Annotated in this window: 21 protein-coding genes and 1 pseudogene; 15 read left to right on the top strand and 7 right to left on the bottom strand. The window is 54.9% G+C overall.

Annotated elements, in window-relative coordinates:
• Nucleotides 1–218 precede the first annotated feature (218 nt).
• The 5 genes and pseudogenes from GOW93_RS16865 (at nucleotide 219) to GOW93_RS20955 (ending at nucleotide 3,147) form a co-directional block, all read left to right on the top strand.
• A complete protein-coding gene (locus tag GOW93_RS16865; RefSeq protein ID WP_217354811.1) occupies nucleotides 219–1,487 on the top strand; it encodes an agmatinase family protein in 1,269 nt (422 codons plus the stop codon).
• 160 nt (nucleotides 1,488–1,647) lie between these two features.
• Nucleotides 1,648–2,010, top strand: coding sequence for a DUF3299 domain-containing protein (locus GOW93_RS16870; RefSeq protein WP_170386911.1), 363 nt, complete (start codon nucleotides 1,648–1,650; stop codon nucleotides 2,008–2,010).
• Between the two features lie 605 nt (nucleotides 2,011–2,615).
• Nucleotides 2,616–2,762, top strand: coding sequence for a hypothetical protein (locus GOW93_RS20945; RefSeq protein WP_368039682.1), 147 nt, complete (start codon nucleotides 2,616–2,618; stop codon nucleotides 2,760–2,762).
• Nucleotides 2,759–2,935 (top strand): annotated as a pseudogene (locus GOW93_RS20950) (IS5/IS1182 family transposase); the annotation flags it as partial. The gene GOW93_RS20945 and the pseudogene GOW93_RS20950, both read left to right, overlap by 4 nt.
• Nucleotides 2,917–3,147, top strand: coding sequence for a transposase (locus GOW93_RS20955; protein ID WP_438826200.1), 231 nt, complete (start codon nucleotides 2,917–2,919; stop codon nucleotides 3,145–3,147). The pseudogene GOW93_RS20950 and the gene GOW93_RS20955, both read left to right, overlap by 19 nt.
• Nucleotides 3,148–3,250: 103 nt before the next feature.
• Here the strand turns inward: GOW93_RS20955 and GOW93_RS16880 are convergent, their stop codons facing one another.
• Together GOW93_RS16880 and GOW93_RS16885 are read right to left on the bottom strand one after the other, a co-directional pair.
• Complete coding sequence (locus GOW93_RS16880; protein WP_170386913.1) at nucleotides 3,251–3,730, bottom strand: GNAT family N-acetyltransferase; 480 nt, start codon at nucleotides 3,728–3,730, stop codon at nucleotides 3,251–3,253.
• 258 nt (nucleotides 3,731–3,988) lie between these two features.
• Nucleotides 3,989–4,963 carry a LysR family transcriptional regulator gene (locus tag GOW93_RS16885; protein ID WP_170386915.1) on the bottom strand — a complete coding sequence of 325 codons (975 nt, stop codon included), beginning with the start codon at nucleotides 4,961–4,963 and terminating at the stop codon, nucleotides 3,989–3,991.
• A gap of 154 nt (nucleotides 4,964–5,117) precedes the next feature.
• Here GOW93_RS16885 and GOW93_RS16890 point away from each other — a divergent pair, with 154 nt between their 5' ends.
• From GOW93_RS16890 to GOW93_RS16915, 6 genes are all read left to right on the top strand, one after another.
• The gene (locus GOW93_RS16890; protein WP_170387056.1) at nucleotides 5,118–6,407 is read left to right on the top strand and encodes an aminotransferase family protein; all 1,290 of its coding nucleotides are present in this window, start codon (nucleotides 5,118–5,120) and stop codon (nucleotides 6,405–6,407) included.
• Nucleotides 6,408–6,410: 3 nt separating this feature from the next.
• Nucleotides 6,411–7,340, top strand: coding sequence for a 3-keto-5-aminohexanoate cleavage protein (locus GOW93_RS16895; RefSeq protein WP_170386918.1), 930 nt, complete (start codon nucleotides 6,411–6,413; stop codon nucleotides 7,338–7,340).
• A 3-nt stretch (nucleotides 7,341–7,343) separates the two neighbouring features.
• Nucleotides 7,344–8,375 (top strand): histone deacetylase family protein, encoded by a 1,032-nt coding sequence (locus GOW93_RS16900; protein ID WP_170386920.1) that lies wholly within the window; start codon nucleotides 7,344–7,346, stop codon nucleotides 8,373–8,375.
• A gap of 561 nt (nucleotides 8,376–8,936) precedes the next feature.
• The gene (gene dctP, locus GOW93_RS16905; RefSeq protein ID WP_170386922.1) at nucleotides 8,937–9,941 is read left to right on the top strand and encodes a TRAP transporter substrate-binding protein DctP; all 1,005 of its coding nucleotides are present in this window, start codon (nucleotides 8,937–8,939) and stop codon (nucleotides 9,939–9,941) included.
• A gap of 84 nt (nucleotides 9,942–10,025) precedes the next feature.
• Nucleotides 10,026–10,640 carry a TRAP transporter small permease subunit gene (locus GOW93_RS16910; protein WP_170386924.1) on the top strand — a complete coding sequence of 205 codons (615 nt, stop codon included), beginning with the start codon at nucleotides 10,026–10,028 and terminating at the stop codon, nucleotides 10,638–10,640.
• A complete protein-coding gene (locus GOW93_RS16915; RefSeq protein WP_170386926.1) occupies nucleotides 10,637–11,929 on the top strand; it encodes a TRAP transporter large permease in 1,293 nt (430 codons plus the stop codon). The genes GOW93_RS16910 and GOW93_RS16915 overlap by 4 nt, the downstream gene beginning before the upstream one ends.
• 515 nt (nucleotides 11,930–12,444) lie before the next feature.
• Here GOW93_RS16915 and GOW93_RS20960 read toward each other — a convergent pair.
• Nucleotides 12,445–12,717: a lipocalin-like domain-containing protein gene (locus GOW93_RS20960; protein WP_368039683.1), complete on the bottom strand. Its 273-nt coding sequence runs from the start codon at nucleotides 12,715–12,717 to the stop codon at nucleotides 12,445–12,447.
• Between GOW93_RS20960 and GOW93_RS16925 the strand changes: the two genes are divergently transcribed.
• The gene (locus GOW93_RS16925) at nucleotides 12,706–12,924 is read left to right on the top strand and encodes a hypothetical protein (protein WP_170386928.1); all 219 of its coding nucleotides are present in this window, start codon (nucleotides 12,706–12,708) and stop codon (nucleotides 12,922–12,924) included. The two genes, GOW93_RS20960 and GOW93_RS16925, sit on opposite strands and share 12 nt — an antisense overlap.
• 321 nt (nucleotides 12,925–13,245) lie before the next feature.
• Here the strand turns inward: GOW93_RS16925 and GOW93_RS16930 are convergent, their stop codons facing one another.
• Entirely contained in the window at nucleotides 13,246–14,151 is a 906-nt protein-coding gene (locus GOW93_RS16930) for an AraC family transcriptional regulator (protein WP_170386930.1), read from the bottom strand.
• 106 nt (nucleotides 14,152–14,257) lie between these two features.
• On the opposite strand from GOW93_RS16930, the gene GOW93_RS16935 reads away from it, so the two are divergent.
• Nucleotides 14,258–15,085 carry a cysteine hydrolase gene (locus GOW93_RS16935; RefSeq protein ID WP_170386932.1) on the top strand — a complete coding sequence of 276 codons (828 nt, stop codon included), beginning with the start codon at nucleotides 14,258–14,260 and terminating at the stop codon, nucleotides 15,083–15,085.
• A gap of 418 nt (nucleotides 15,086–15,503) precedes the next feature.
• On the opposite strand, the gene gph is transcribed toward GOW93_RS16935, so the two are convergent.
• Nucleotides 15,504–16,178 (bottom strand): phosphoglycolate phosphatase, encoded by a 675-nt coding sequence (gene gph / locus GOW93_RS16940; protein ID WP_170386934.1) that lies wholly within the window; start codon nucleotides 16,176–16,178, stop codon nucleotides 15,504–15,506.
• Between the two features lie 225 nt (nucleotides 16,179–16,403).
• Here gph and hemP point away from each other — a divergent pair, with 225 nt between their 5' ends.
• Both hemP and GOW93_RS16950 read left to right on the top strand, forming a co-directional pair.
• Complete coding sequence (gene hemP, locus GOW93_RS16945) at nucleotides 16,404–16,571, top strand: hemin uptake protein HemP (protein ID WP_170386936.1); 168 nt, start codon at nucleotides 16,404–16,406, stop codon at nucleotides 16,569–16,571.
• Nucleotides 16,568–17,044, top strand: a complete 477-nt coding sequence (locus GOW93_RS16950; RefSeq protein ID WP_170386939.1) for a hypothetical protein — start codon at nucleotides 16,568–16,570, stop codon at nucleotides 17,042–17,044. The genes hemP and GOW93_RS16950 overlap by 4 nt, the downstream gene beginning before the upstream one ends.
• A gap of 55 nt (nucleotides 17,045–17,099) precedes the next feature.
• Here GOW93_RS16950 and GOW93_RS16955 read toward each other — a convergent pair whose 3' ends face one another.
• Nucleotides 17,100–20,165 (bottom strand): aminotransferase class III-fold pyridoxal phosphate-dependent enzyme, encoded by a 3,066-nt coding sequence (locus tag GOW93_RS16955; RefSeq protein ID WP_170386941.1) that lies wholly within the window; start codon nucleotides 20,163–20,165, stop codon nucleotides 17,100–17,102.
• Nucleotides 20,166–20,273: 108 nt separating this feature from the next.
• Nucleotides 20,274–21,146: an NAD(P)-dependent oxidoreductase gene (locus GOW93_RS16960; protein ID WP_170386943.1), complete on the bottom strand. Its 873-nt coding sequence runs from the start codon at nucleotides 21,144–21,146 to the stop codon at nucleotides 20,274–20,276.
• Nucleotides 21,147–21,227 lie beyond the last annotated feature (81 nt).

The raw sequence follows: 21,227 nt of genomic DNA on the forward strand, positions 1-21,227 counted from the left end.
ATGATTGCGTCCGCTTCGGTTTCCGGGACGACACTCGCTTCACTCTGCCTGCGTGATAGCTGTGCGGACAAAATCGTCAAAGTATGGATACGCGGGTAGGCCAATAACCTGACAAGCCCCTTTCTATTCAGCGGCAAACACAAATGAGCCAAAGTTTGCTTTAAACTGCAATTTCGGCAATAGTTTTGGGATAGCCAAAATTCGAGGAGGGACTTCCGGTGTTTCAAAGTCTCCGTACCGCACTCGCCATTCTGTGCGTTCCTTTTGCTGGCGCCGCAAACGCTCAGCTTTATGGCCATGAATTTGAGGGTACTCAGTCCCCGATCCGTGAGGGGGAACAACCCGTTATTCCTTTGGACACTGAAGACCCCACTTACAATGCGTGGCGCACACCTTTGCCAAGTTTTGAAGGAGGGCGTGAAGGACGCGAGCCTGGAATTGTTGATCCTCAGCGTTTCCCTGGTCAAGGCTATATGCAACTCCCAACGTTTTTACACCAACCGTTAGCATTCACGCCCGGCGATCTGGCCGCCGCTGAAGTTGACGTCGCCATCATGGGTGCCTTTACCGACATGGGGACCGGCGCACGCGGGGCGTCGCGTGGTCCGAATGCGGTTCGTAACTCCTCAATGTATCTCGGCTATGGAGCGCGGCAGCCGCATATGCACGTCATGGTTGACCCGCTGCAGGACATGACAGTCGTCGACTACGGAAATGCCCCCAATGACTTAATGAGCACTGAGCGCACAATTCATGCGATCCGTTCATTTGTTGGACAGGCAGCAGCGGTGAAACACGCTGACGGTAGCCATGTGATACCCTTTATCGTTGGTGGCGATCATTCATTGATGTACCCAAATGTTGCTGCGATGACGGACGTTTATGGAAAGGGCAACGTGGGTGTCGTTCATTTCGACGCTCATTACGATGCCGGAAAATATGGCTTTGGACACCTGATCAATCATGGCATGCCTGTCTTCAGGTTAATCGAAGAAGACTTGGTTGAGGGTAAAAACTTCATTCAAGTCGCTTTGCGCGGATACTATCCAGACGAAAAAGCATTTGAATGGATGCGTATGAACGGGTTTCGCTATCATACCATGGCTGAGATCGCAGATCGCGGCTGGGACGCTGTTATGGAGGACGTCATTGCCGAGGCGAATGAAGGGCCGGAGTATATCTATATCTCTTTCGACATCGACACTTTTGACCCGGCATTCGTACCGGGAACGGGAACACCTGAGCCTGGCGGCCTGATGCCCCGAGAGGTTTTCCCGATAATTCGCCGCCTCTGCGCCGAGTCAAACGTGATCGGGTTCGAAATTGTTGAGCTCGCTCCTTTGATGGACCCTACCTATGTTTCTGCTTTGAATGCTAACCGAACCATCAGGGAATGCCTGACGGGCATTGCCATGCGTAAACAAGGTTTGACCGAACCGGATTACAAAAGCCCGCTTACTGTTTCGCACGGTCAGAATGACAATTAGGCTAATTGTCTGTTCGGTCTGTTTGGTTTCTCTGACAGGTTTGGCGGCGCACTCCGAACCACTGGAAATTTCGTGGTCTGATCTTCGAGAAGGTCGCCTTGTTGAGTGCTCTGAGTTTTTAGATGGCTACCTGTCAAATCCAAGTTGTTCGCCAAGAGACTTGAGTGATCGCATGCTTTCAATGCAGATAGCCGATTGTGTACCTGGGAACTTTGGCTTGGAAGGCAGTATTGTTCAAATTGCTGGTTACGCCCATCCCATTGAGTTCGAATTTAGAGATGTGAAAAGCTTTTTGTTGGTTCCTCTGCTGTCTCAGAAGTGCCGACATCCACTCGCACCTCTTCCTGATCAGGTTATTTCTGTTGAGTTTCCAGAAGGCATCGACATTACAGCGGATCCGGTTTGGGTTACTGGTAAAATTTTCATCCACCCAACTCAGAGGGAACTCGCGCCTTCTATCTATAGGATCGAAGCTTCGGAAATAGTCACCGCAACCATTCCTGACGTCTCAGCTGGCGAGTAAGGTCTTCCGCCGATGGGATCAGTTACTGCTACGTACTCGTCGCGGATATTGGATCTGGTTTAACAATCGCTCGTTATACCGGTTACAGCGGTCATTCGCCGAAAAATTGTCTTGCCATAATGCAGCAAAAGACCGCGCCGACAGGCTTTCCTAGAACGGTAGTTTCGTTGACGTTCGAAATAGGTCAAATCCTGCTCCCGCAACCAAAATTACAAGTCATATATCAAACACTTAGCCTCGCAACTCGCAGGGCTTTCTGCGTTTGTAGTTCCAATACCCAGCGCTACTACGGTGCTACCCGGTGCAACAAAAAACATGCACCCTAGAAGATTGGATGCATCGATTTCCGCCGCGCCGCGTGGTTCACGGCTCCGAAAACGGAGCGGTGACATGAGCGATCTTTTCTGGCTGACTGACGCGCAGATGGAGCGTCTAAACCCTTCTTTCCGAAATCGCACGGCAAGCCTCGGGTTGATGACAAGTGGATTTTGAGCGGGATTATCAGCATCAACCGCACTGGGTTAAGGTGGCGCGATGCCCCTGGCCCGCACAAAACGCTCTACAGCCGCTGAAAGTGCTGGAGCGAGAAAGGCAACTTCGCACGGATGATGGCTGGTCTGGCCGCCGAGCACGGAGAGCAGAAAACCGTGATGATCGACGCGACCCAGCTGAAGGCACATCGAACGGCGACCAGCATAGCCGCCCAAAAAGGGGGCGCGGTTGTCTGCTCGGCCGCGCCAAAGGCGGCATGAACACCAAATTGCAAGCCATCTGCGACAGCCAGGGGCGCCCGCTCGACCTGTTCGTGACCGCTGGGCAAGTCAGCAACTACATTGGCGTGCCGGCGTTGCTCAGCAGCCTCCCAAAAGTCGACTGGTTGCTCGGGGAACGCGGCTATGACGCCAACTGGTTCCGAGAAGCGTTAAAAGACAAAGGGATACGCGCCTGCATCCCCGGCAGCAAGCAACGAAAACCCCAGTCAAATATGATAAGCGCAGATCCAAACGCCGTTACAGGATCGAGATCATGTTCGGCAGGCTCAAGGACTGGCGGCGCGTCGCAACCCGTTATGACCGCTGCCCCAAAGTATTCTTTTCTGGCATCGCGCTAGCAGCAACCGTCATCTATTGGTTATGAATCCTGACCCTAAATGCGCTATTCTCGCTTCAAATGGTGTCAATTTCCGCGTTGAGAAAGCTCCAACACTTGAGCGCGAAGACGGTTTTGCCGCAATTGGCGTTTAGAGCTTCTTGAAGCTCTGTAAAGAAGCGCCTTCGAGGATCATGGTCGTCATATCGGATTCTTCCTTAAATCCAATATGGGTGTAATAGGAAAAGGCAGAAGGGTTGGTGCGATGGACTGCTAGCTTCAGAAAACGCGCGCCAGATGATTTGTCCGCATCAGAAACTGCACGAGACAGTAGTTTGTTTCCAATACCTTGCCCTCTCGCAGATGAAGAGACCCAAAGATCACTTACAAATATGCCGCCACCCCCTCTGGTCGTTGAAAACACTGGCGTCCAAACGATTGCACCGACGACTTCGGTATCACTGTGCGCGAGCAGGGCGTTGAAGGCCGGATGGTCACCTGCGAAGGCCGCTTTCAGCGTGTCCACATTCGCAACATGTCTGTCGCCCATTTCAGACGACAACGCCTTTAGCGCAAAATCCAAATCGGTTATTTTGTCTGGAGCTACCGGAGCAATATCAATCTGCATCATTCTGGACTTTACCCATGTTTCGATCCCGCCAATTGCAGAGCAAATGATCCGCTAGAGCGCATCGTAATCAGCTAGTCGGTCGTCGAGGAATGTGTCGTTCTTCCTTGCTTGTATGAGTTGGCTCTTGTTGATGGCAACGTGGCGAAAATCCTCGGCCGTTTCCGCAGACCCTACCGGTGGGGGTTTCCATCTGGCAAACCAGCAGGGAAAGGGCGTTATTTGACATCATGTTTTGACCTTCCCCTCTTAGGCCTTTGGCTAGTTTGTTTCGACTGGTTTGTAGCTGCGCTGTTCGAAGGGTACCGATGCAAGTCGGCTTCGAAACATATTGAGCAGGGCTTTTTCCGCCCGATTCAGGCGTGCGTTCGCGTGGTGCACTAGATGGATATCAATCGCCAAAGCGTTTTCGTAAGGCGGTAAGCGCCACAGCTCGCCGCGATTGACGAAGCTTTCGGCGACGTGAACAGGCAGCGGGCCAAACCCGAGCCCCGCGCGGATCATCCGCTGTGCCTCGCCCAGATCAGAGGTGTAACCGATCACCTTGTTGTCGAGCTTGTGTTGCGCGCGAAGCAACGCGACCGGACGCAACGCATCCCAAAGCTGGTCTGTCCGGAATGAGACCGACGAGTGGTTGCGCAGGTCGTCGAGTTTCAGATCGCGTTGCCTGAACAATGGGTGACTCGGACCGCAGTAAAACCCAAAGTAGGACCGATAGAGAACCTCATGCTGCAGACAAGGGTGGGTTTCATGGACAAGGCAAACGCCAAGCGTTGCGGATTTTTCCAGAACCGCCTGCCTGACGTCTTTGCTGGACATAACCTCGATATCAAAGCTGACTTCGGGGAATTGCCGGTGAAAATCTGCCAGTACTGTATCGAAAAACGCGCTTTCAATCCTGCTGAGAAGGGCGAGTTTGACTGTGCCCGTCACTATATCTTCGGTGCCCTGCGCGCTCTGGATCGCTCTCGCCAGACTGCCAAACATATCCAGGCATTCCTGATACAGTGTCTGCCCGGCCGATGTGATGCGAAAGTGGGAAGGGCTGCGATCAATCAGCGGAATTCCAAGCCGTGTCTCAAGACGTTTCAGGGCCTGGCTGACAGAAGGTTGCCGCCGCATCAGGCGCTTGGCGGCAAGGGTGATGCTGCCTTCCTGAACAATGACCATAAAGGTGCGCAGCAGATTCCAATCCAGTTCCCGGATCAACTTGTCCTGTTCAGCGGCGTTCTTCATTGATTTGGTCAATATGCTTAATTTGCATTATCTATTTGCCCTATAAAAGAATCCAACACAAGGTTGGGCACTGCTCCGGCATTGTCACACCTGTCAAAGAAGATACATCGTGAAGGCATCGAACCTTTTCTATCAAAGTCGCGCGCGCCGCCCCATGGTCGATCGCGCAGAAGGAATTTATATATGGGGCCAGAACGGCCAGCGATATATCGATGGATCGTCCGGGGCGATGGTCAGCAATATCGGCCATTCAAATCCCAATGTTTTGGCCGCGATGAAGGCGCAGATGGACAGCGCCACCTTTGCCTATCGTCTACATTTTGAAAGCGCTCCGGCAGAAGACCTTGCCTCAGCCATCGCGGATCGTACACCGGAAGGTCTAGACAAGGTCTTTTTTGTATCCGGCGGATCCGAAGCCGTAGAATCCTGCGTTAAGTTCGCGCGACAATGGGCTGTTGCTGAGGGGCAGTTCAGCCGGTGGAAAGTCATCTCACGCTTTCCTTCCTATCACGGATCAACCTTGGGCGCGCTGGCGATTACCGGATACGGGCCGCTGACGGACGCGTTTGGGCCGCTTTTCAAGGAAATGCCGAAAATTCCCGCGCCTACCTGCTATCTCGATCGCGACAACCTTTCCGACTGCGATCGCGGTCTAAAGTATGCCGAGATGTTAAGGGATGAGATCATTGCCCAGGGGCCTGACACAGTTCTGGCCTTTGTCATGGAACCGGTGGGCGGTGCATCTACCGGAGCGCTGGTTGCGCCCGACAGCTACCACGGTCGGGTGCGCGAGATCTGCGACGAGTTTGGCGTCATGCTGATCATGGATGAGGTCATGTCGGGTGTCGGGCGCACTGGTACGTTCCTGGCGTCGGAACACTGGAACATCCGGCCCGACCTTGTGGCCCTGTCCAAGGGGTTTGGAGCGGGCTATGCGCCGTTGGGGGCCATGATCGCTGATGGAGAGATGGTCGAAACCGTGCTGGGCAGCGGTGGATTTGCGCACGGCCACACATATGCTGGCAACCCGCTTGCATGTAGCGCCGGGTTGGCGGTTCTGAACGAGATTGACCGGCTGGACTTGATGACCAATGCACAGATCATGGGCGATATGCTGATGACTGGGCTCATGGACCTCATGGCGCGATACCCGTTTATCGGAGATGTACGGGGAAAAGGCCTGCTAACCGCCTTTGAAATGGTTTCGGATCGGGACACCATGTCACCGTTACCCAAAGACCTGAATGCCTATGAGCGGTTCGTGGAAATCTGCTACGAGCGCAACCTGATCACCTATTCGCGCCGCACCCGCGGCGGTGTAGAGGGCGATCATTTCCTGGTTTGCCCGCCGTTGATAGTGACCGAACCACAGGTCAACGAGATCCTGAATATACTTGACGATAGTCTCCGGGTCTTCGCCCGCGAGTGTGCATTGGAGGTCTGACCCATGGCGCAAAAGATTATCTTGACTTGCGCCGTGACAGGCTCGATCCACACGCCGAGCATGAGCCCACATCTGCCTGTTTCGCCAGACGAAATTGCCAAATCTGCAATTGAGGCAGCAGAAGCTGGCGCATCTGTCTTACATCTGCATGCGCGCGACCCGGATACCGGTCGCCCAAGCGCGGATATCAACGTCTTTCGCCAGTTTCTGCCACGGATCAAGGACGCGAGTGATGCGGTCATCAACCTGACCACGGGGGGCAGTTCCCAGATGAGTGTGGAACAACGGCTTTCGGCCCCGGTCGAACTGGCGCCCGAGATGTGTTCGCTCAACATGGGGTCCATCAATTTCGGCCTCTTCCCGATGAAGGACCGCTATTCCGATTGGACCCATGATTGGGAAGAGACCTTCCTGGAGAACACGCGCGACACTGTGTTCAAGAATACGTTCCAAGACATAGAAACTGTGTTTCGAATGCTGGGCGATGCTGGTGGCGCGCGGTTTGAATGTGAATGTTACGATGTGGGACACATTCAGACGCTGGCTTTCTATCTGAAGCAAAACCGCATTGTGCCACCAGTCTTTCTGCAATTTGTCATGGGTGTGCTGGGCGGGATTGATGCTAGCCCGCACAGCCTGATGTATTTGAAGGAAACCGCTGACCGCCTGTTGGGCGACGCCTATGAGTTTTCGGCGCTTGCCGCCGGGCGACAGCAGATGCCATTGGGCACGATGAGCGCCATTCTGGGCGGGCATGTGCGCGTCGGTCTTGAAGACAGCCTGATGATCGGGCGCGGACAGCTTGCAACCAGCAATGCCCAACAGGTCACTAAGATCCGAACGGTTCTGGAAGAGTTGGGATACGAGATCGCAACACCTGATGAGACACGCGCGATGCTGGGTCTTAAAGGGGCAGATAAGGTAGGGTTCTGACACATGAAAGTCTTTTCTGACCAGGAACGGCAATACCAGCATAATCCCAGCGGGTTTCTGGTGAACGGCGTCATGCAACCCAACCCCGAAAAACCTGAGCGCATGGAGCGCCTGCTTGCAGGCGTCGCGGCAGGCGGTCACACGGTGCATACCCCGACTGATCATGGCCTTGCTCCGATCGCGGCGGTACACACCCCGACCTACCTGAAGTTCCTGTCGACGGTTTATGAAAGGTGGACCCGCATTCCCGATGCCACGCCTGAGATATTTCCGAATATCCACCCGGATCGCCGCACGGCCAGCTATCCCTTGTCGGCTGTCGGTCAAGCGGGATTTCACATCACCGACATGTCCTGCCCCATCGGCGCGCATACCTGGGAGGCCGCGCGTTGGTCCGCAAACTGCGCCGTGAGCGCAACCCTGGCAGTAATGGACGGGGACAACGTGGCCTATGCGCTCTGCCGACCGCCGGGCCATCATTGCTTTAGCGATCTAGCCGGCGGATTCTGTTATCTCAACAACAGCGCCATCGCTGCTCAATACTTGCGGCAAACCCACGACCGCGTGGCGATTATCGATGTTGACCTGCACCACGGCAACGGAACGCAAGGCATCTTTTACGAACGTAATGATGTGTTCACCCTCTCCATCCACGCGGACCCGGCGCGATTCTATCCATTCTTCTGGGGCCACGCTCATGAGGTCGGTGAAGGCGCAGGGCATGGGTATAACCTGAACATTCCGCTTCCGCGCGGCACCGGCGATGACGGCTTCATGAAAGGGCTGTCGGACGGTCTGGCCCACGTCAGGAGTTTTGCGCCTGGTGCCATCGTGATCGCGCTCGGTCTCGATGCTTTCGAAGGAGACCCGTTCGGAGGTCTTGCCGTCTCAACGCCCGGTTTTTCAGAAATGGCAAGGATGCTCGCGGCGCTCAATCTGCCCACCGTGATAGTTCAGGAAGGTGGGTATCTTTGTGATGAGTTGGGCGACAATTTGCATGCGTTCTTGCAGGGCTTCGAGGGCGGCGTGGAATGACGAACGGGGTCACATCAGAAACCCGTCGAGTACCAGACACATGAATTGACTATAACGGCCAAATGAATCCGACTTACTACGTCATGGCCTTTGACGAAGCTCGGGACGTTATGCTGGATCAAGCGCTTGGCGTTGACCCAAGTGACGTGAAGGCATTTCAATGCCGGGCCAATTGCACTCCTGAACCACGTCCTCTGCCCGGGTGAGCCGTTGGCAAGCGATGAGTTTTTCTGCCGGTTTCTTAGATTGGATGCCCACGCTAATCGCCTGCATATTGCGGGATCGATGATAAAGCTGAAAGATCAAACAACCGCCTGCGTGATGGAGCAGGTACCCATGAATGTCGATCACTGCACACGGCGCTTCGCCGCCCCTATCCGACAGACATTCAGAACCGCATCGCCGCACTTATGGCTGAACACAAACCGAGCCAAGCAAAACTAGCCTTGAATCGAATTGCACTGCGATATGTGTTCGCATAATGTGACCAAACGCAACTATTTGCAGCGGTCAGGAAAGCATACCAGACGAAAGAATGACCGCAAACTGGGAGAAAATTAGATGAAATTCAGAAATGTTACCAAGGGCCTGATGCTTGGCGCCGTGAGCGCGCTGATGTCAACCGCCGCAATGGCAGAAGACATGAAACTGCGCTTTGCCGGTGTGTTCCCGATTGATCATCAGGGCACCAAGATGATGGAACAGGTCGCAGCAGATGTTGCAGCGGCAGATGTCGGTCTGACAATCGAAGTTTTCCCGGCCAACCAGCTTGGCTCGGGCGAGGCGCTCTTTGAAGATGTGGCACGGGGTAACATCGACCTGGCGGCGGCATTTATCTATGCCGACACCGACCCGCGTCTGGAATTCCTGTCGATGCCGTTCCTCGTGGGTGGCTGGGACGACATGAACAACATCATGCGCAACATGGATTCCGAGTATAACCAGATCTTGCAGGAAATCACCGACGAGTACGGTGTGCACGTAATGGCCCAAAACCCCGAAGGGTTTGTTGGCATCGTGGCCACGCAGGAACCGGCCAACTGGAACAACTTTGACGACAAAGGTATGAACATTCGTGTTTGGTCGTCGCCCGCTGTGAAAGCCATGGTGGAAGCGCTTGGTTACAAAGCCACGACCATGGCATGGGGTGATATCTTCCCTGCAATTCAGTCCGGTATCGTTGATGGCGCGATTTGCTGCACCAAGACGGCAACCTACTCGATCTTCGCTCAGTCCGACGTTGGCACTCATTTTGTCGAGTACAACTCGATCTCAGAACTGACCACGTTCTACGCGTCGCAGCGCACTCTGGACAAGTTGAACGACGAGCAGCGCGCCGCCCTGCAGGCCGCCATGACCAAGGCGTCCGACGACTTCTTCCAGTATAACCGCGACAATGACGCGGCCTTCGGACAGAAGCTGATCGACAAAGGCTACACCATCCTGAGCCTGAACGACGAAGAGCAGGCCGCGATGGCCGCCCATATCCAGGAAAACATCTGGCCCATGATGGCCCAGAGCGTCGGCCAGGATGTGATCGACCGTTTGCTGTCCAGCAAAAACTGATAGTCAGCACAACCAATCGGGCCGGCAAAACTGCCGGCCCTTTCGCTATATACTCACAAAAAAGAGAAAAGCGGGGGGACAGGCATGTCGATTGAGAAAGATGACATGACGACGTATGTCGGCGACGCCGACGCAGAGAAACCGCAGAAAGTTACCGACGAATTGCCGCCTATCATCGGATACCCAATGAAGGTGATCGCGTTCGTTTGCAGACAAATCGTTATGTTCTGTGGCTTCCTGATGGCCTTCACCTTTGGTGCAGTCGTCGTGATCAGATATGGATTTGGCGGCGACCTATTTGCCTATGAAGAATGGCTTTTGGCCTTCTCGATAGTGGGCTTTTTTGCCGGGGCAGTTCTGGCCTCGGCACGCAATCTTCACATCAACGCCGATATTCTTGGTATTGTGATCCATAACCCCCGGCTGGTCTGGTGGCGCGGGTTCATAGTGTTGTTGGTTGAGCTTCTCGTGATTCTCTTCCTGGTTTGGGCTTGCTACGTATCGCTGCTGGACGACTTCTCGTTCCCACGCCTAAGGGCCACTCCGGTATTACGAATTCCGTTTGTCTCATGGCGTATCGCGATCATGTGTTGTTTTGGCTTCATGGCGATGTTCACCGCTGCGTATCTATACGTGCATATCCGAAAGGGGCTCGGGCTTCCTTTGCGGTCCGAAACCCTTAAAGGAGCCGCGAAATGATTATCGGCGGAAGTCTTATTATTGTCTGCCTGATGCTCTTGCTGGGCGTCAGCGTCTATGTGGCGTTTGGAGCTGTTCTGATCTTTATTGCGCTGGTTGGGGATCAGTCCATTACGGGCTATCTGCCGACCGGAGCAACCGGGATCCGCTCTCTGGTGCTTTTGGCAATTCCTCTCTTCATGATAGCCGGCGGCATCATGGAGAAAGGCCGGATTGCAGCACCTCTGGTGGCGCTGGCCGAGATGTTCATCGGCCACATAAAAGGCGGTCTGAACGCGGCATCCGTGTTGGCCTGCGGTGTGTTCGGCTCAATCTCGGGCAGTGCGAATGCAACACTAACTTGCATCGGTGGCATCATGATGCCGCACTTGAAAAAGGCCAATTATCCTAAAGGGCAGTCCGCAGCACTGATCGTGTCGGCAAGCCCATTGGGTCTTTTGATCCCGCCCAGCTCATCACACATTCTTTATGGCTGGGTGGCACAACAACACGTGCTGAAATGCTTCCTGTCTACGGTCATCCCGGCGATCATCCTGATCACGCTTCTGATCATTACTAACCAGTTCATGTTGCGGAAGTATGACGATATCCAACTGACAGAACGTCCAAGCCCGTTCATGCCTGCTCTCTTGGGTCAAGGCCGCCTGGCCGGGCCCGCGCTGATGATGCCGCTTATCATTCTGGGTGGTATTTATGGCGGTATCATGACCCCGACCGAGGCCGCAGGCATCGCGGTTTGCTATGCGATCCCGGTTGCGATCTACTTCTATCGTGGCCTGACCTGGAAATCCCTGGCGCAAACGATCCAGAACTCAGGCGTGACCATTGGTGTGGTCATGGTCATGATCTTTATGGTTCTGATCGTGTCGGACAATCTGATCTCGCAGGGCGCTCCGCAGCTGGCCAAGGACATGGTATATTCTGTTTCGGACAACCCTATCGTCATCCTCTTGATGATCAACGTGGTAATGATCCTGATCGGAATGCTGATGGACGACATCTCGGGCCTGTTGTTGGCAACGCCGATCCTGTTGCCGATCGCCCAAAGTGTCGGGGTTGATCCGATCCATTTTGCCGCGATCATCGGTGTCAATCTTGGGATGGCCAATATCACGCCGCCGACGGCTCCGTTGCTTTATCTCGGGGCTCAGATTTGCGATACGCCGGTCTCCAAGATGTTGTGGCCGACATTGATCTTCATCGTGTTCGCCTGGCTGCCGACGCTGATGCTTACGACATTCATTCCGGAACTGGCCCTGTGGCTTCCGGATTTGCTGCTCAGCCGGTAAGAGGACCAACCACAAACAGTAAAAGGCGCCTGAATTCCAGGCGCCTTTTGCGTTTGCGGATGGCCGTGTGAACAACCTGTTCCAATTCAATCAATCTGCTTTGTTCAGATCAAACGCGGCCGCGTTTGACTTACTGAACATACATCCATGAATGCAGACCGATCAGCGACGCGGTTACAACGACCAAACTCAAGAGGCTGAGCGCGTCTCTAAAATCTTTTGCCATTGCCTTGATCCTCATCAGGAGCTTCATTTACCTGACGCACATATGGGGCCATTCTAGTTCTGACTACCAAGAATTCTCGCATACTCGCTTTGCAAATTCTGCATACCAATTAAGGCTATTCATAGGGTCAAATTAGCGGCTTGATATCTAGCTGTAACCAAACATCCGCAACCTGAGAGAAGATGTTGGTCATTTCAAGCTGAACGAGCGTACTTTTCTGGGTAATTTCGCATCGATATGAACTGCGCTTTTGCCGCAATGACCGCTGATGAGTAATTGCCGCTGCCGCCTATCTTTTAAGGCGTTCCCAAACCAAAATACCCCGTCCTTGCTTTCCACCAAAAACGACCCCTTCCGCCGTCAACTCCAAAAGTTCGCCGATTGGTGCCATAATTCGCAATTTGTCCTGCCCGGCCCAAGAAGCCTCGGTCGCAGCATGAACCCGGTGCCGAATGACTGCACCTTCAATTGACCAATCGCCGCAATATGAGAAGTAGCTGGGGTCTTCACTTAACTTGGTTCCCTCGACGTGCGTGTCTGGGTTCCAAAGATGAGCCGACATGAACCCATCGCCAGCGTAGACGATCCGGCCTTGCGGGTTGTTGCCATAGGGCAGCAGAGCGGACCGTCTTCAAACTCGGTGACGAAACTCTTCAATACCCATGTTCCGATTAACGAGATGGTCGTCTTCATTCTGACAAGGCTAACCCAGCAAATGGTTGCTCGGCAACGACTGGGTTGGACCCAGAACCGCTGTTTGCTGAGATGAGCAAGATTGGCAGCTCGCCGCCCCAAAAGATTTGACAAATACGGCCACGGTGCCGGACTACATCAAACGCTTGCGCAGCAAATCCAGAACCGCACCTTCCAGAACATTACGGCGAATGGATTGCTTGTGCGTAGAGATACCGGGCCTGCGAGCGGCGAGCGGGCGAGGTAGCCGTGCCCGGCTGTCGCAAACTAACTGACTAGGCCTTTCAATGCATTCTTTCGCTTTAAGCTATCGTAAAATACTGCAGGTTTATTTTGAGTCAGTCAGTTTGCAGCCTTATTCGACGTTGTAAGAAAATTGTTGTTGACCCAATGTTGGCTAATCCGCTGCGATTTTTTTAAAATCGCTTGGCGAAACACCGAACTCCTCTTTAAACGCCCGCGAAAAGTAGGTTCGACTTTGATATCCTGCCATTGCCGAAATCCGCTTTATGGGCAGATCACTTCGGGTTAACAGGTCGGCTGCCCTGCGCAAGCGTATATTTCTAAGTACTTCGATAGGTCCGATCTTGTATGCCTTGCCAAATCGCGACGCAAAAACCGATCTGCTCAGCGCGCATCTTTCTGCCAGGCTTTCGAGATTGTGACCAAATTCCGGGTTTTCGAGCATAGCTTCCATGGCAGGCCAGAGTTTTTCATCTGTTGCACCGTCAATCCACCACAACGACGGATCACCAGCATTGTGCCGCCGCCGGAATAATCGAATGACGCATTGCTCCAAAAGGGATTCCGCCAGTGCTCGGGTTCCTATGTCCGGGTGGCTGACTTCATAGACGAATTGATCTAACGCCATCCTCACGCGGTCTGTTGGCGATAGGTGCTCGACAATCGGATAGCGAAGCAAGCTCAGTGCACCGCCACTGCCCCGATACGCGATTTCGAGACGTCCACATATTGCAAACAGAGGCGACCCAACCGATTTGTCGCCGACAACAACATTGGTCATTCCTTCGATTGGTGGCAGATTACGTGGCCTTGTGCTCCCACCCGCGTTGGTCACATGAAAGGCGTAGGTCAAATATGCCGGTGCCAGCAGAACTGTTCCCGGGCTTAGCTGAACATCAACATTATTCCCAATGTTAACAGTTGCCGAGCCATCCAATACATAGTGCAATATGGCAAAAGGACGAACGCCGAAATCAACACGACAATCCCCACGCAGTTCGCATAAGGCGAAGGGGCTCATTCTGATTTCTAGGGTCTCCAGAACGCGTTCGATCGACATGCCTGGCCGCGGCCACTTCCAGCACCAGAAGACGCCTTTCAGACGATAAGGCACGGCCTTTTTTTTATTATGTCCGCAGTTTTTGTCCATTCAAGGAGAAAGTGTTATGTGCACTAACCCAAATTGCGACAATGAAACCGATATTGGCCGCCGTCAGTTATTGACAAGCACTGTTGCCCTGGCGGCTGGTGGTGCTTTGCTTTCCGGGCAATCACTTGCAGCTTCAGATCAAGACGGTTCCTATTCCGATCCAAGTGAGCCAGCACTGCCTCCGACGGACGTGGAAGTTGGATTGTCTGATACAGCCTTGGTCGTAACCGACCCGCAGGTGGATTTTCTGAGCGAAGACGGTGTCACCTGGGGCGTTGTTGGGGCATCTGTTCAGGAACATAATACTGTCGAAAACATCGGTCGCCTGTTTGAGGCTGCAAAGGCACAGGGAATGACTGTCGCCATTTCGCCTCATTACTATTACCCGTCCGATCATGGCTGGACCTTCGGTGGTCCGCTTGAAAAACTCATGCACAAAATCGGAATGTTCGATCGGAAAGGGCCGTTGACGCTGGACGGTTTCGATGGCTCGGGTGCTGATTTCATGCCTCAGTACAAAGAGTACATTCTGGACGGAGAAACGATTGTCGCCAGCCCTCACAAAGTCTATGGGCCTGAAAACAACGACCTGAGTTTACAATTGCGTAAACATGGCGTGTCGAAGGTTATTTTGGCTGGCATGTCCGCCAACCTGTGCCTGCAGGCCCATCTATACGAGTTGCTTGAGCAGGGGTATCAAGTGGCTGTTGTTCGCGATGCCACTGCGGCGGCGAAACTTCCCGAAGGGGATGGGTATTTGGCTGCCCTAATTAACTTCCGTTATGTTGCCAATGGACTTTGGACCACCGACGAAGCAGTTGAAAAAATTCAGGCTGCATCCTGATGTAAGGTCGGATCTCAGAGTAAGCAGCGACGCTTAAAGTTTCAGTGCGTTCAATGCTTCTCCCCAGAGTGGGAGAAGCATTCACGCTGAACCCACATTGATTGCAAAAGGCTGAACGGGCGACAAAAGCCAAAAAGCCGGGCGTCTTGTACATCTGGCTATGGCCGCGCGGCCCGCGGGGAAATTGAATCACGCTAGCATTTGCGATTCAGGGCAAAAAATCGCGCAAATTTTATTTTTTCTTCGGGCTACGGGAAACCCCCAATATCGAATGCCAGGTTGTTTCGTTAACTGTGCTTTATCGAACGGGTTACACGGACGATACCACTTTTCCCCTGTGAGGGGCTGGCTACTTACCCCCTCGGCCGGCCCCTCAGCCACCGACCGTGACCCGTTTCGATCCCACTGGAAAAGGTGTTCAAGCGCTTTGTTCCATCGCGGAAAGAACCTGTGCGACAAGCCCAGGCAACGCCGCGAAGTCGCCAAAACTGACGGTGTTCAGTATCTCGTCGACCGGAGATTTGCGATAGCCTTCGGTATACAGGAAAAACGGCACCTGTGCGCGTTGGGCGGTTTCGGCATCTACCTCACTGTCGCCGACAAACAGTTGCGGACCAACAGGGGTGACAGCGGCAAAGCTGGCCTCAAGATGGGCGGGGTCGGGCTTGCGGGTCTTCAGGCTGTCACCGCCAAGAACGGCATCGAAATGCGGCGCCAGTGCAAGCGCCTCTAGCACATGGCGCGCCGGGGCTTCGGGTTTGTTGGTGCAGACCCCCAGAACGCAGCCCATGTCGCGCAATTCATTCAGAGCCTGCAGGACGCCCGGATAGACGACTGTCTTATCGCTTGAGGCTGCGTTGTAGTGGTTCAGAGTTATCTGGGTCAGCTCTGAATGAAGGTCCATCGGCAGGTCGTGATGATGGATTACACGCTCGACCAGTTTGGGTAGACCGTTACCGACAAACTGTTTGATTTGATCCTGCGGCAAGGGTGCGACGCCGACGCCGTCCAGCATTTTGTTGGTCGCCGCAACAATATCAGGAAGGCTGTCCACCAGCGTTCCGTCCAGATCGAACATGATTGTTGCGCTCATCGGTTTTCCCTTTGGAGTGATACGTTACGCCAGGCGTAACGCGCCTGAATTTCTGGTGCAATCATGTAAGTTTGGGGGAATTGAAAGAACGGGCCTTGACATACCTGACTAAAATAATCAGATTATGCGAAAGATCATCAGCCAGCCCTTATTGGGGTCAGCCAGAACATCGAAAACCGCAAATAGATCAAGGCATTTTGCCTGAGACCCTCTGGAGTTGTCCTGATGAATATGCAGACCCCGAATCCCACTCAATCCTACGCCGTATCCATGCTTCCGGCCCACAAGGCCGAAGACCTGACCCAAGGTGGCAATCTGGCCCATATCGAACTGGGCGACCAGTTATATACGCTGCGCATCACCCGCGCGGGCAAGCTGATCCTGACCAAATGAGCACGCTTAACCCTCGTGGTGGGGCGACCGTTGGTCGACTGACCGATCTTGATCCGATAGAAGCTGGGGCTGTGATGTATTTGCGGCTGTGGGGGGACGGGACACAGGGGCGCGCCGACGCTGCCAGCGACTTTGAGATGGCATTGGGTGCCGAATGCGGTGGCGCTGCGATGATGACGCTGGATCATCTATGTTCGCTTTGTGCGCATCACGGACGCCGCCCGCTGGTCCGCCACGGGCTGGGTTGTTCTTGCCTAGGTGCGGACGAGAATTGTTTTGCTCAGATGATCGCAGCCGCATCCGAAGGAGCTCGTGAAGATGCTATGATGATGGCGTCACTGATCGTAAGGCCGGATTTTGCCCCCGCTCTGGCCTCATTGTCCGAAGAGCTTGGGCTGGCCTTGCGTCGTATGACGGCGTCCATCCCACTGCCCACGACAGGGCATCAACCCCCCGCAGCCGTGCTGCACTAAGCAGCTGGTCCGCGAAAAACCCCGGCGCTCACCTCGCGTCGGGGTTTTGTCTTTGTCAGCGACACCCGCACCCTGCGTGATGGTGGTCATGGTCGCAGACGGGGGCAGGGGCATAGTCGCCAACCTCGGCCAGCACGTCCCGCAAAGCCCAAAGGATCATGTCCACGTCCTCGGCCTCGATCGTCAGAGGAGGGCGAATTTTCAGGATGTTGTCCTTCGGCCCTTCGCTGCCGATCAGAATGCGGTGGTCACGCATCCGGTTCTTGACGTACTTGCAGATCTCGGTGTTTTCGGACCCGTCCGGGTTTATCAATTCGACCCCCAGAAACAGGCCCATGCCGCGCACATCGCCAACGCACGCGAAATCGGATTCGACTTTGCGCAGGCCATCCATCAGGCGCGCCCCCATGGCGCGGGCGTTCTCCTGTAGGCCTTCGTCGTCGACGATGTCCAGAACCTCTTTGCCGATCCGGCAGGACAGGGTCGATCCGCCGAAGGTCGAGAAGAACTCGATCCCGTTGTCAAAGCTGCGTGCGATTTCTTTGGTTGTCACCAGCACACCCAGCGGGTGACCATTGCCGATGGGTTTACCCATGACGACAATATCCGGCAGCGCGCCCTGATGTTCAAAGCCGAAGTAATACTCGCCCAAGCGTCCCAGTCCGGTTTGCACCTCATCAGCGATGCAGACACCGCCTGCAGCGCGGATTTTCTCATAGACCGCAGGCAGGTAACCCTTGTGTGGAATGATTTGACCACCGACTGAGGGAAAGGTCTCGGCGAAAAATCCAGCCACGCCTTGGCCTTTTTCCTGTAGGGCCGCAATCGCCGGGTCCACCAGATCGGCGTATTTCCGGGCGCGGTCGGGATCATCGCGTTTGAACGCCCCCCTATAGTCGTCCGCGACCTCAACCAATTCTACCCAATCCGCCTGCCCGACACCGCCGGGCTTATTGAACTTATAGGCCGAGATCGCAACAGCCGCGTTGGTGTTGCCGTGATAGCCATGATCCGGCGTGACAATTCCCTTGGCCCCGGTATGGGCGCGGGCCAGCCGCAGGGCTAGCTCATTGGCCTCTGTGCCCGAGTTGACGAAGAAACAGACCTCGAAGTGGTCCGGCAATTTTGACAGTACCTTATCGGCAAATGCCGTTTGCGCCGGATGCAGATAGCGGGTGTTCGAGTTCATCCGCTTCAGCTGATCCGCCGCCACTGCCTGAATGCGCGGATGCGCGTGGCCCACGTGCGGGACGTTGTTATAGGCATCCAGATAGGGACGGCCCCATTCGTCGAACAAGTGGTGCTTCCAACCGCGTACCAACATGACCGGGTCGTCATAGGTCAGGCTGAGATTGCCGCCAAAATGGTCATGCCTCCCCTTCAGGATCGCCTGCTTGTCGGTCGGGCGGTAGAACACCTTCTCATCCGGCAAATTCAGCATTGCCGCAGGGTTGGGGCAGACGGCGTGCCATAATTCCATCTCGTCCGGGTCGCCAACACCGGGCCAGTCGGTCTGCATCCCGTCCGTCGTCAAGGCCAGTTGGAAATGCACATGGGGTGCCCAGCCGCCGTTTTGGCTGGCATCGCCCAACCGCGCAAAGGCCGCGCCCTGCGCCACGGGGTCACCCGGATTAAGCCGCTCGCAGACCTCCGGGTCCAGATGACCGTAGAGCGTATAGAACGGATCACCCTCGGGCGTTTCATGGTGCAGGATCACCACGCCGCCATAATCCAGATGCGCATCGCGGTTTTCCACCGCCTCAACCCGGCCACTCATCGGTGCGTGCAGCACAGAGCCTGCGGGGGCAAACACATCCACCGCCAGATGAACCGTGCGCCGGTCCGAGGCTTTCCAAGGCCCCTTGCGGAATCCGGGCTCGGCATAAATCAGGCGGGGTTCGTTGTAATAACCGAGCCAGAGCCCCTCACCGAATTCCTCACCCACGCGCGCGGCTTCTTCCAGCGGCATGTGAAATGGGTTTTGGGGCCATGTCGAGTTTTCAACCGATAGCGAACCCATGGGGACATCGCTGAGATCCTGATCGAACATCTGGGCGAACTGGCCGCGATGCTCGGACAGGTAGGCATGGATCCGCTCGGCTCCATCCGTCACCGGTAATCTGCAGGCTGAACGCAGCCGGGCTGCCATCAGATCACCATTCACACCCGTATTCTCAAGGAAGCGCCAGGCTGGGGCCTGACTGATGGTTATATAGGGGTCATCCGGGTTCTCCGCCACCATCAGGGTCGAGTTCACGACAGACACCGCCAGGCGCATCCGCAAAAGCGGCCAGATCAAATCGATCTCATCTGCGCGCAGCCGGTTGGCTGCATGATAACCGCGTACCAAAGCAGTCAATGCGCGTTCAGGTTTGGGGTGATCCAAAACGACATATGCCCCGGCAATCGCCAGATCACAGATGCGCGGAGCAGCGCACATATCGCCCAGATCAATCAGGCCCGAGATGCTTTGGCGCTGTCCCAATTCACCTTCGACCAGAATGTTGTAATCATTGGCATCATTGTGGATCGCCTGCTTGGGCATTCCCGCCAGCGTTCCCGAAATCACCCGGAAGCCGTCGCAGATTTCCGAAAGCAAGTTCCGGCGCGCAGGGTCGGCTACCACATCCAACTGATCCGCGATCCAATCTGCCTGTGCCAAGTCCCACTTGAAATCTGCGCGATGCAGCCCGTCATGCGTAAAACGTTCCAGCGCCTTGTCTGTCGCACCCAGTACGCGACCTAGTTTCAGGATCAACTCTTCAGACTTTGGTGCAGCCATCGCATAGCACTGCCCCGGCAGGCATTCCAGCAGCCAGACTAACCGCCCATTCCCTTCCAGATCGGCAATCTCCGGCAGCAGCGCGCCGGTGAGGTCCGGGTAGACCTGCGGAAATGGCAATCCAGGTGCTTCGCTCGCAATATGCGCCAGTGCCTTTACTTGCAGATCGATGAATTCTGCCTCACAGCCCGCGCGCATGACCTTCAAAACATAGTCCTGACCATTGGTGGCCCTGACCATGAAGTTCAGGTCATATTCCCCATCCAACCTCGTCAGCTTGGCATCCAAGCCCCAATGCGTCCGCACAGCATCCGCCCAGAATGCAATCATGTCGCTCATCTGATTCCCTGTCCTTTTCCCACCGGGATCCCCTTCATCTGGCCAAAAAAATCTTCGGGGGTGAAATGGCCCAACGGGCCAAGAGGGGGCAGACAGCCCCCTCTTGTATCAATCCACTGCGCGCAGCCTTTTGATCAGCGAGGACGTATCCCACCGACCGCCACCCAGCTTTTGCACTTCTTTATAGAATTGATCGACCAGCGCCGTTACCGGCAGAGACGCACCGGTTTCGTTCGCCGTCTCAAGACAAATCCCCAGATCCTTGCGCATCCAGTCAACTGCAAAACCATGCTCGAAGTGATCGTCCAACATGGTTTCATAACGGTTCGCCATTTGCCAACTGCCCGCCGCACCCTGACTGATCACCTCAACAACAGATCGGCCATCCAGCCCGGCTTTCTCGGCAAAATGCAGCGCTTCGCTGAGGCCCTGAACCAGACCTGCAATAGCGATCTGGTTGCACATCTTGGTCATCTGGCCCGCGCCGCTGTCTCCGATCCGGCGGCAGATTTTGGAATAGACCTGCATGATCGGTTCAGCCGCATCATAGGCGGCCTGCTCACCGCCGCACATGATCGAAAGAACCCCATTCTCGGCACCAGCCTGGCCGCCCGAGATCGGGGCATCTACAAATGCGATGCCCATGCTTTGACCAGCTGCAAAAAGTTCTCGGGTCACCTTGGCGGAGACAGTGGTGTGATCGACGAAGGTTGCACCTTCGGCCATCCCGTGAAAGGCTCCGCTTTCGCCCGTGCAGACCATTCGCAAATCATCATCATTGCCGACACAGGCCATAACGAATTCAGCGCCTTGCGCGGCCTCTTGCGGGGTGGTCGCCATCGCGCCGCCGTACTGAGCAACCCAGGTTTCGGCCTTCGCCGCGGTGCGATTGTAAACGGTCACCTCATGACCTGCCGCCTGCAGGTGACCAGCCATTGGATAGCCCATGACGCCCAGGCCCAGAAACGCAACTTTTGCCATATGGTGATCCTCTCTGTTATCCGACCCATTTCATTTGGAAGAACGGATTGTCAGGCAGAGACAAAGCAAAGCCACGCGCAA

This window comes from Ruegeria atlantica (assembly GCF_013032455.1).
In the GTDB taxonomy this organism is placed as follows: Bacteria; Pseudomonadota; Alphaproteobacteria; order Rhodobacterales; family Rhodobacteraceae; genus Ruegeria; species Ruegeria atlantica_B.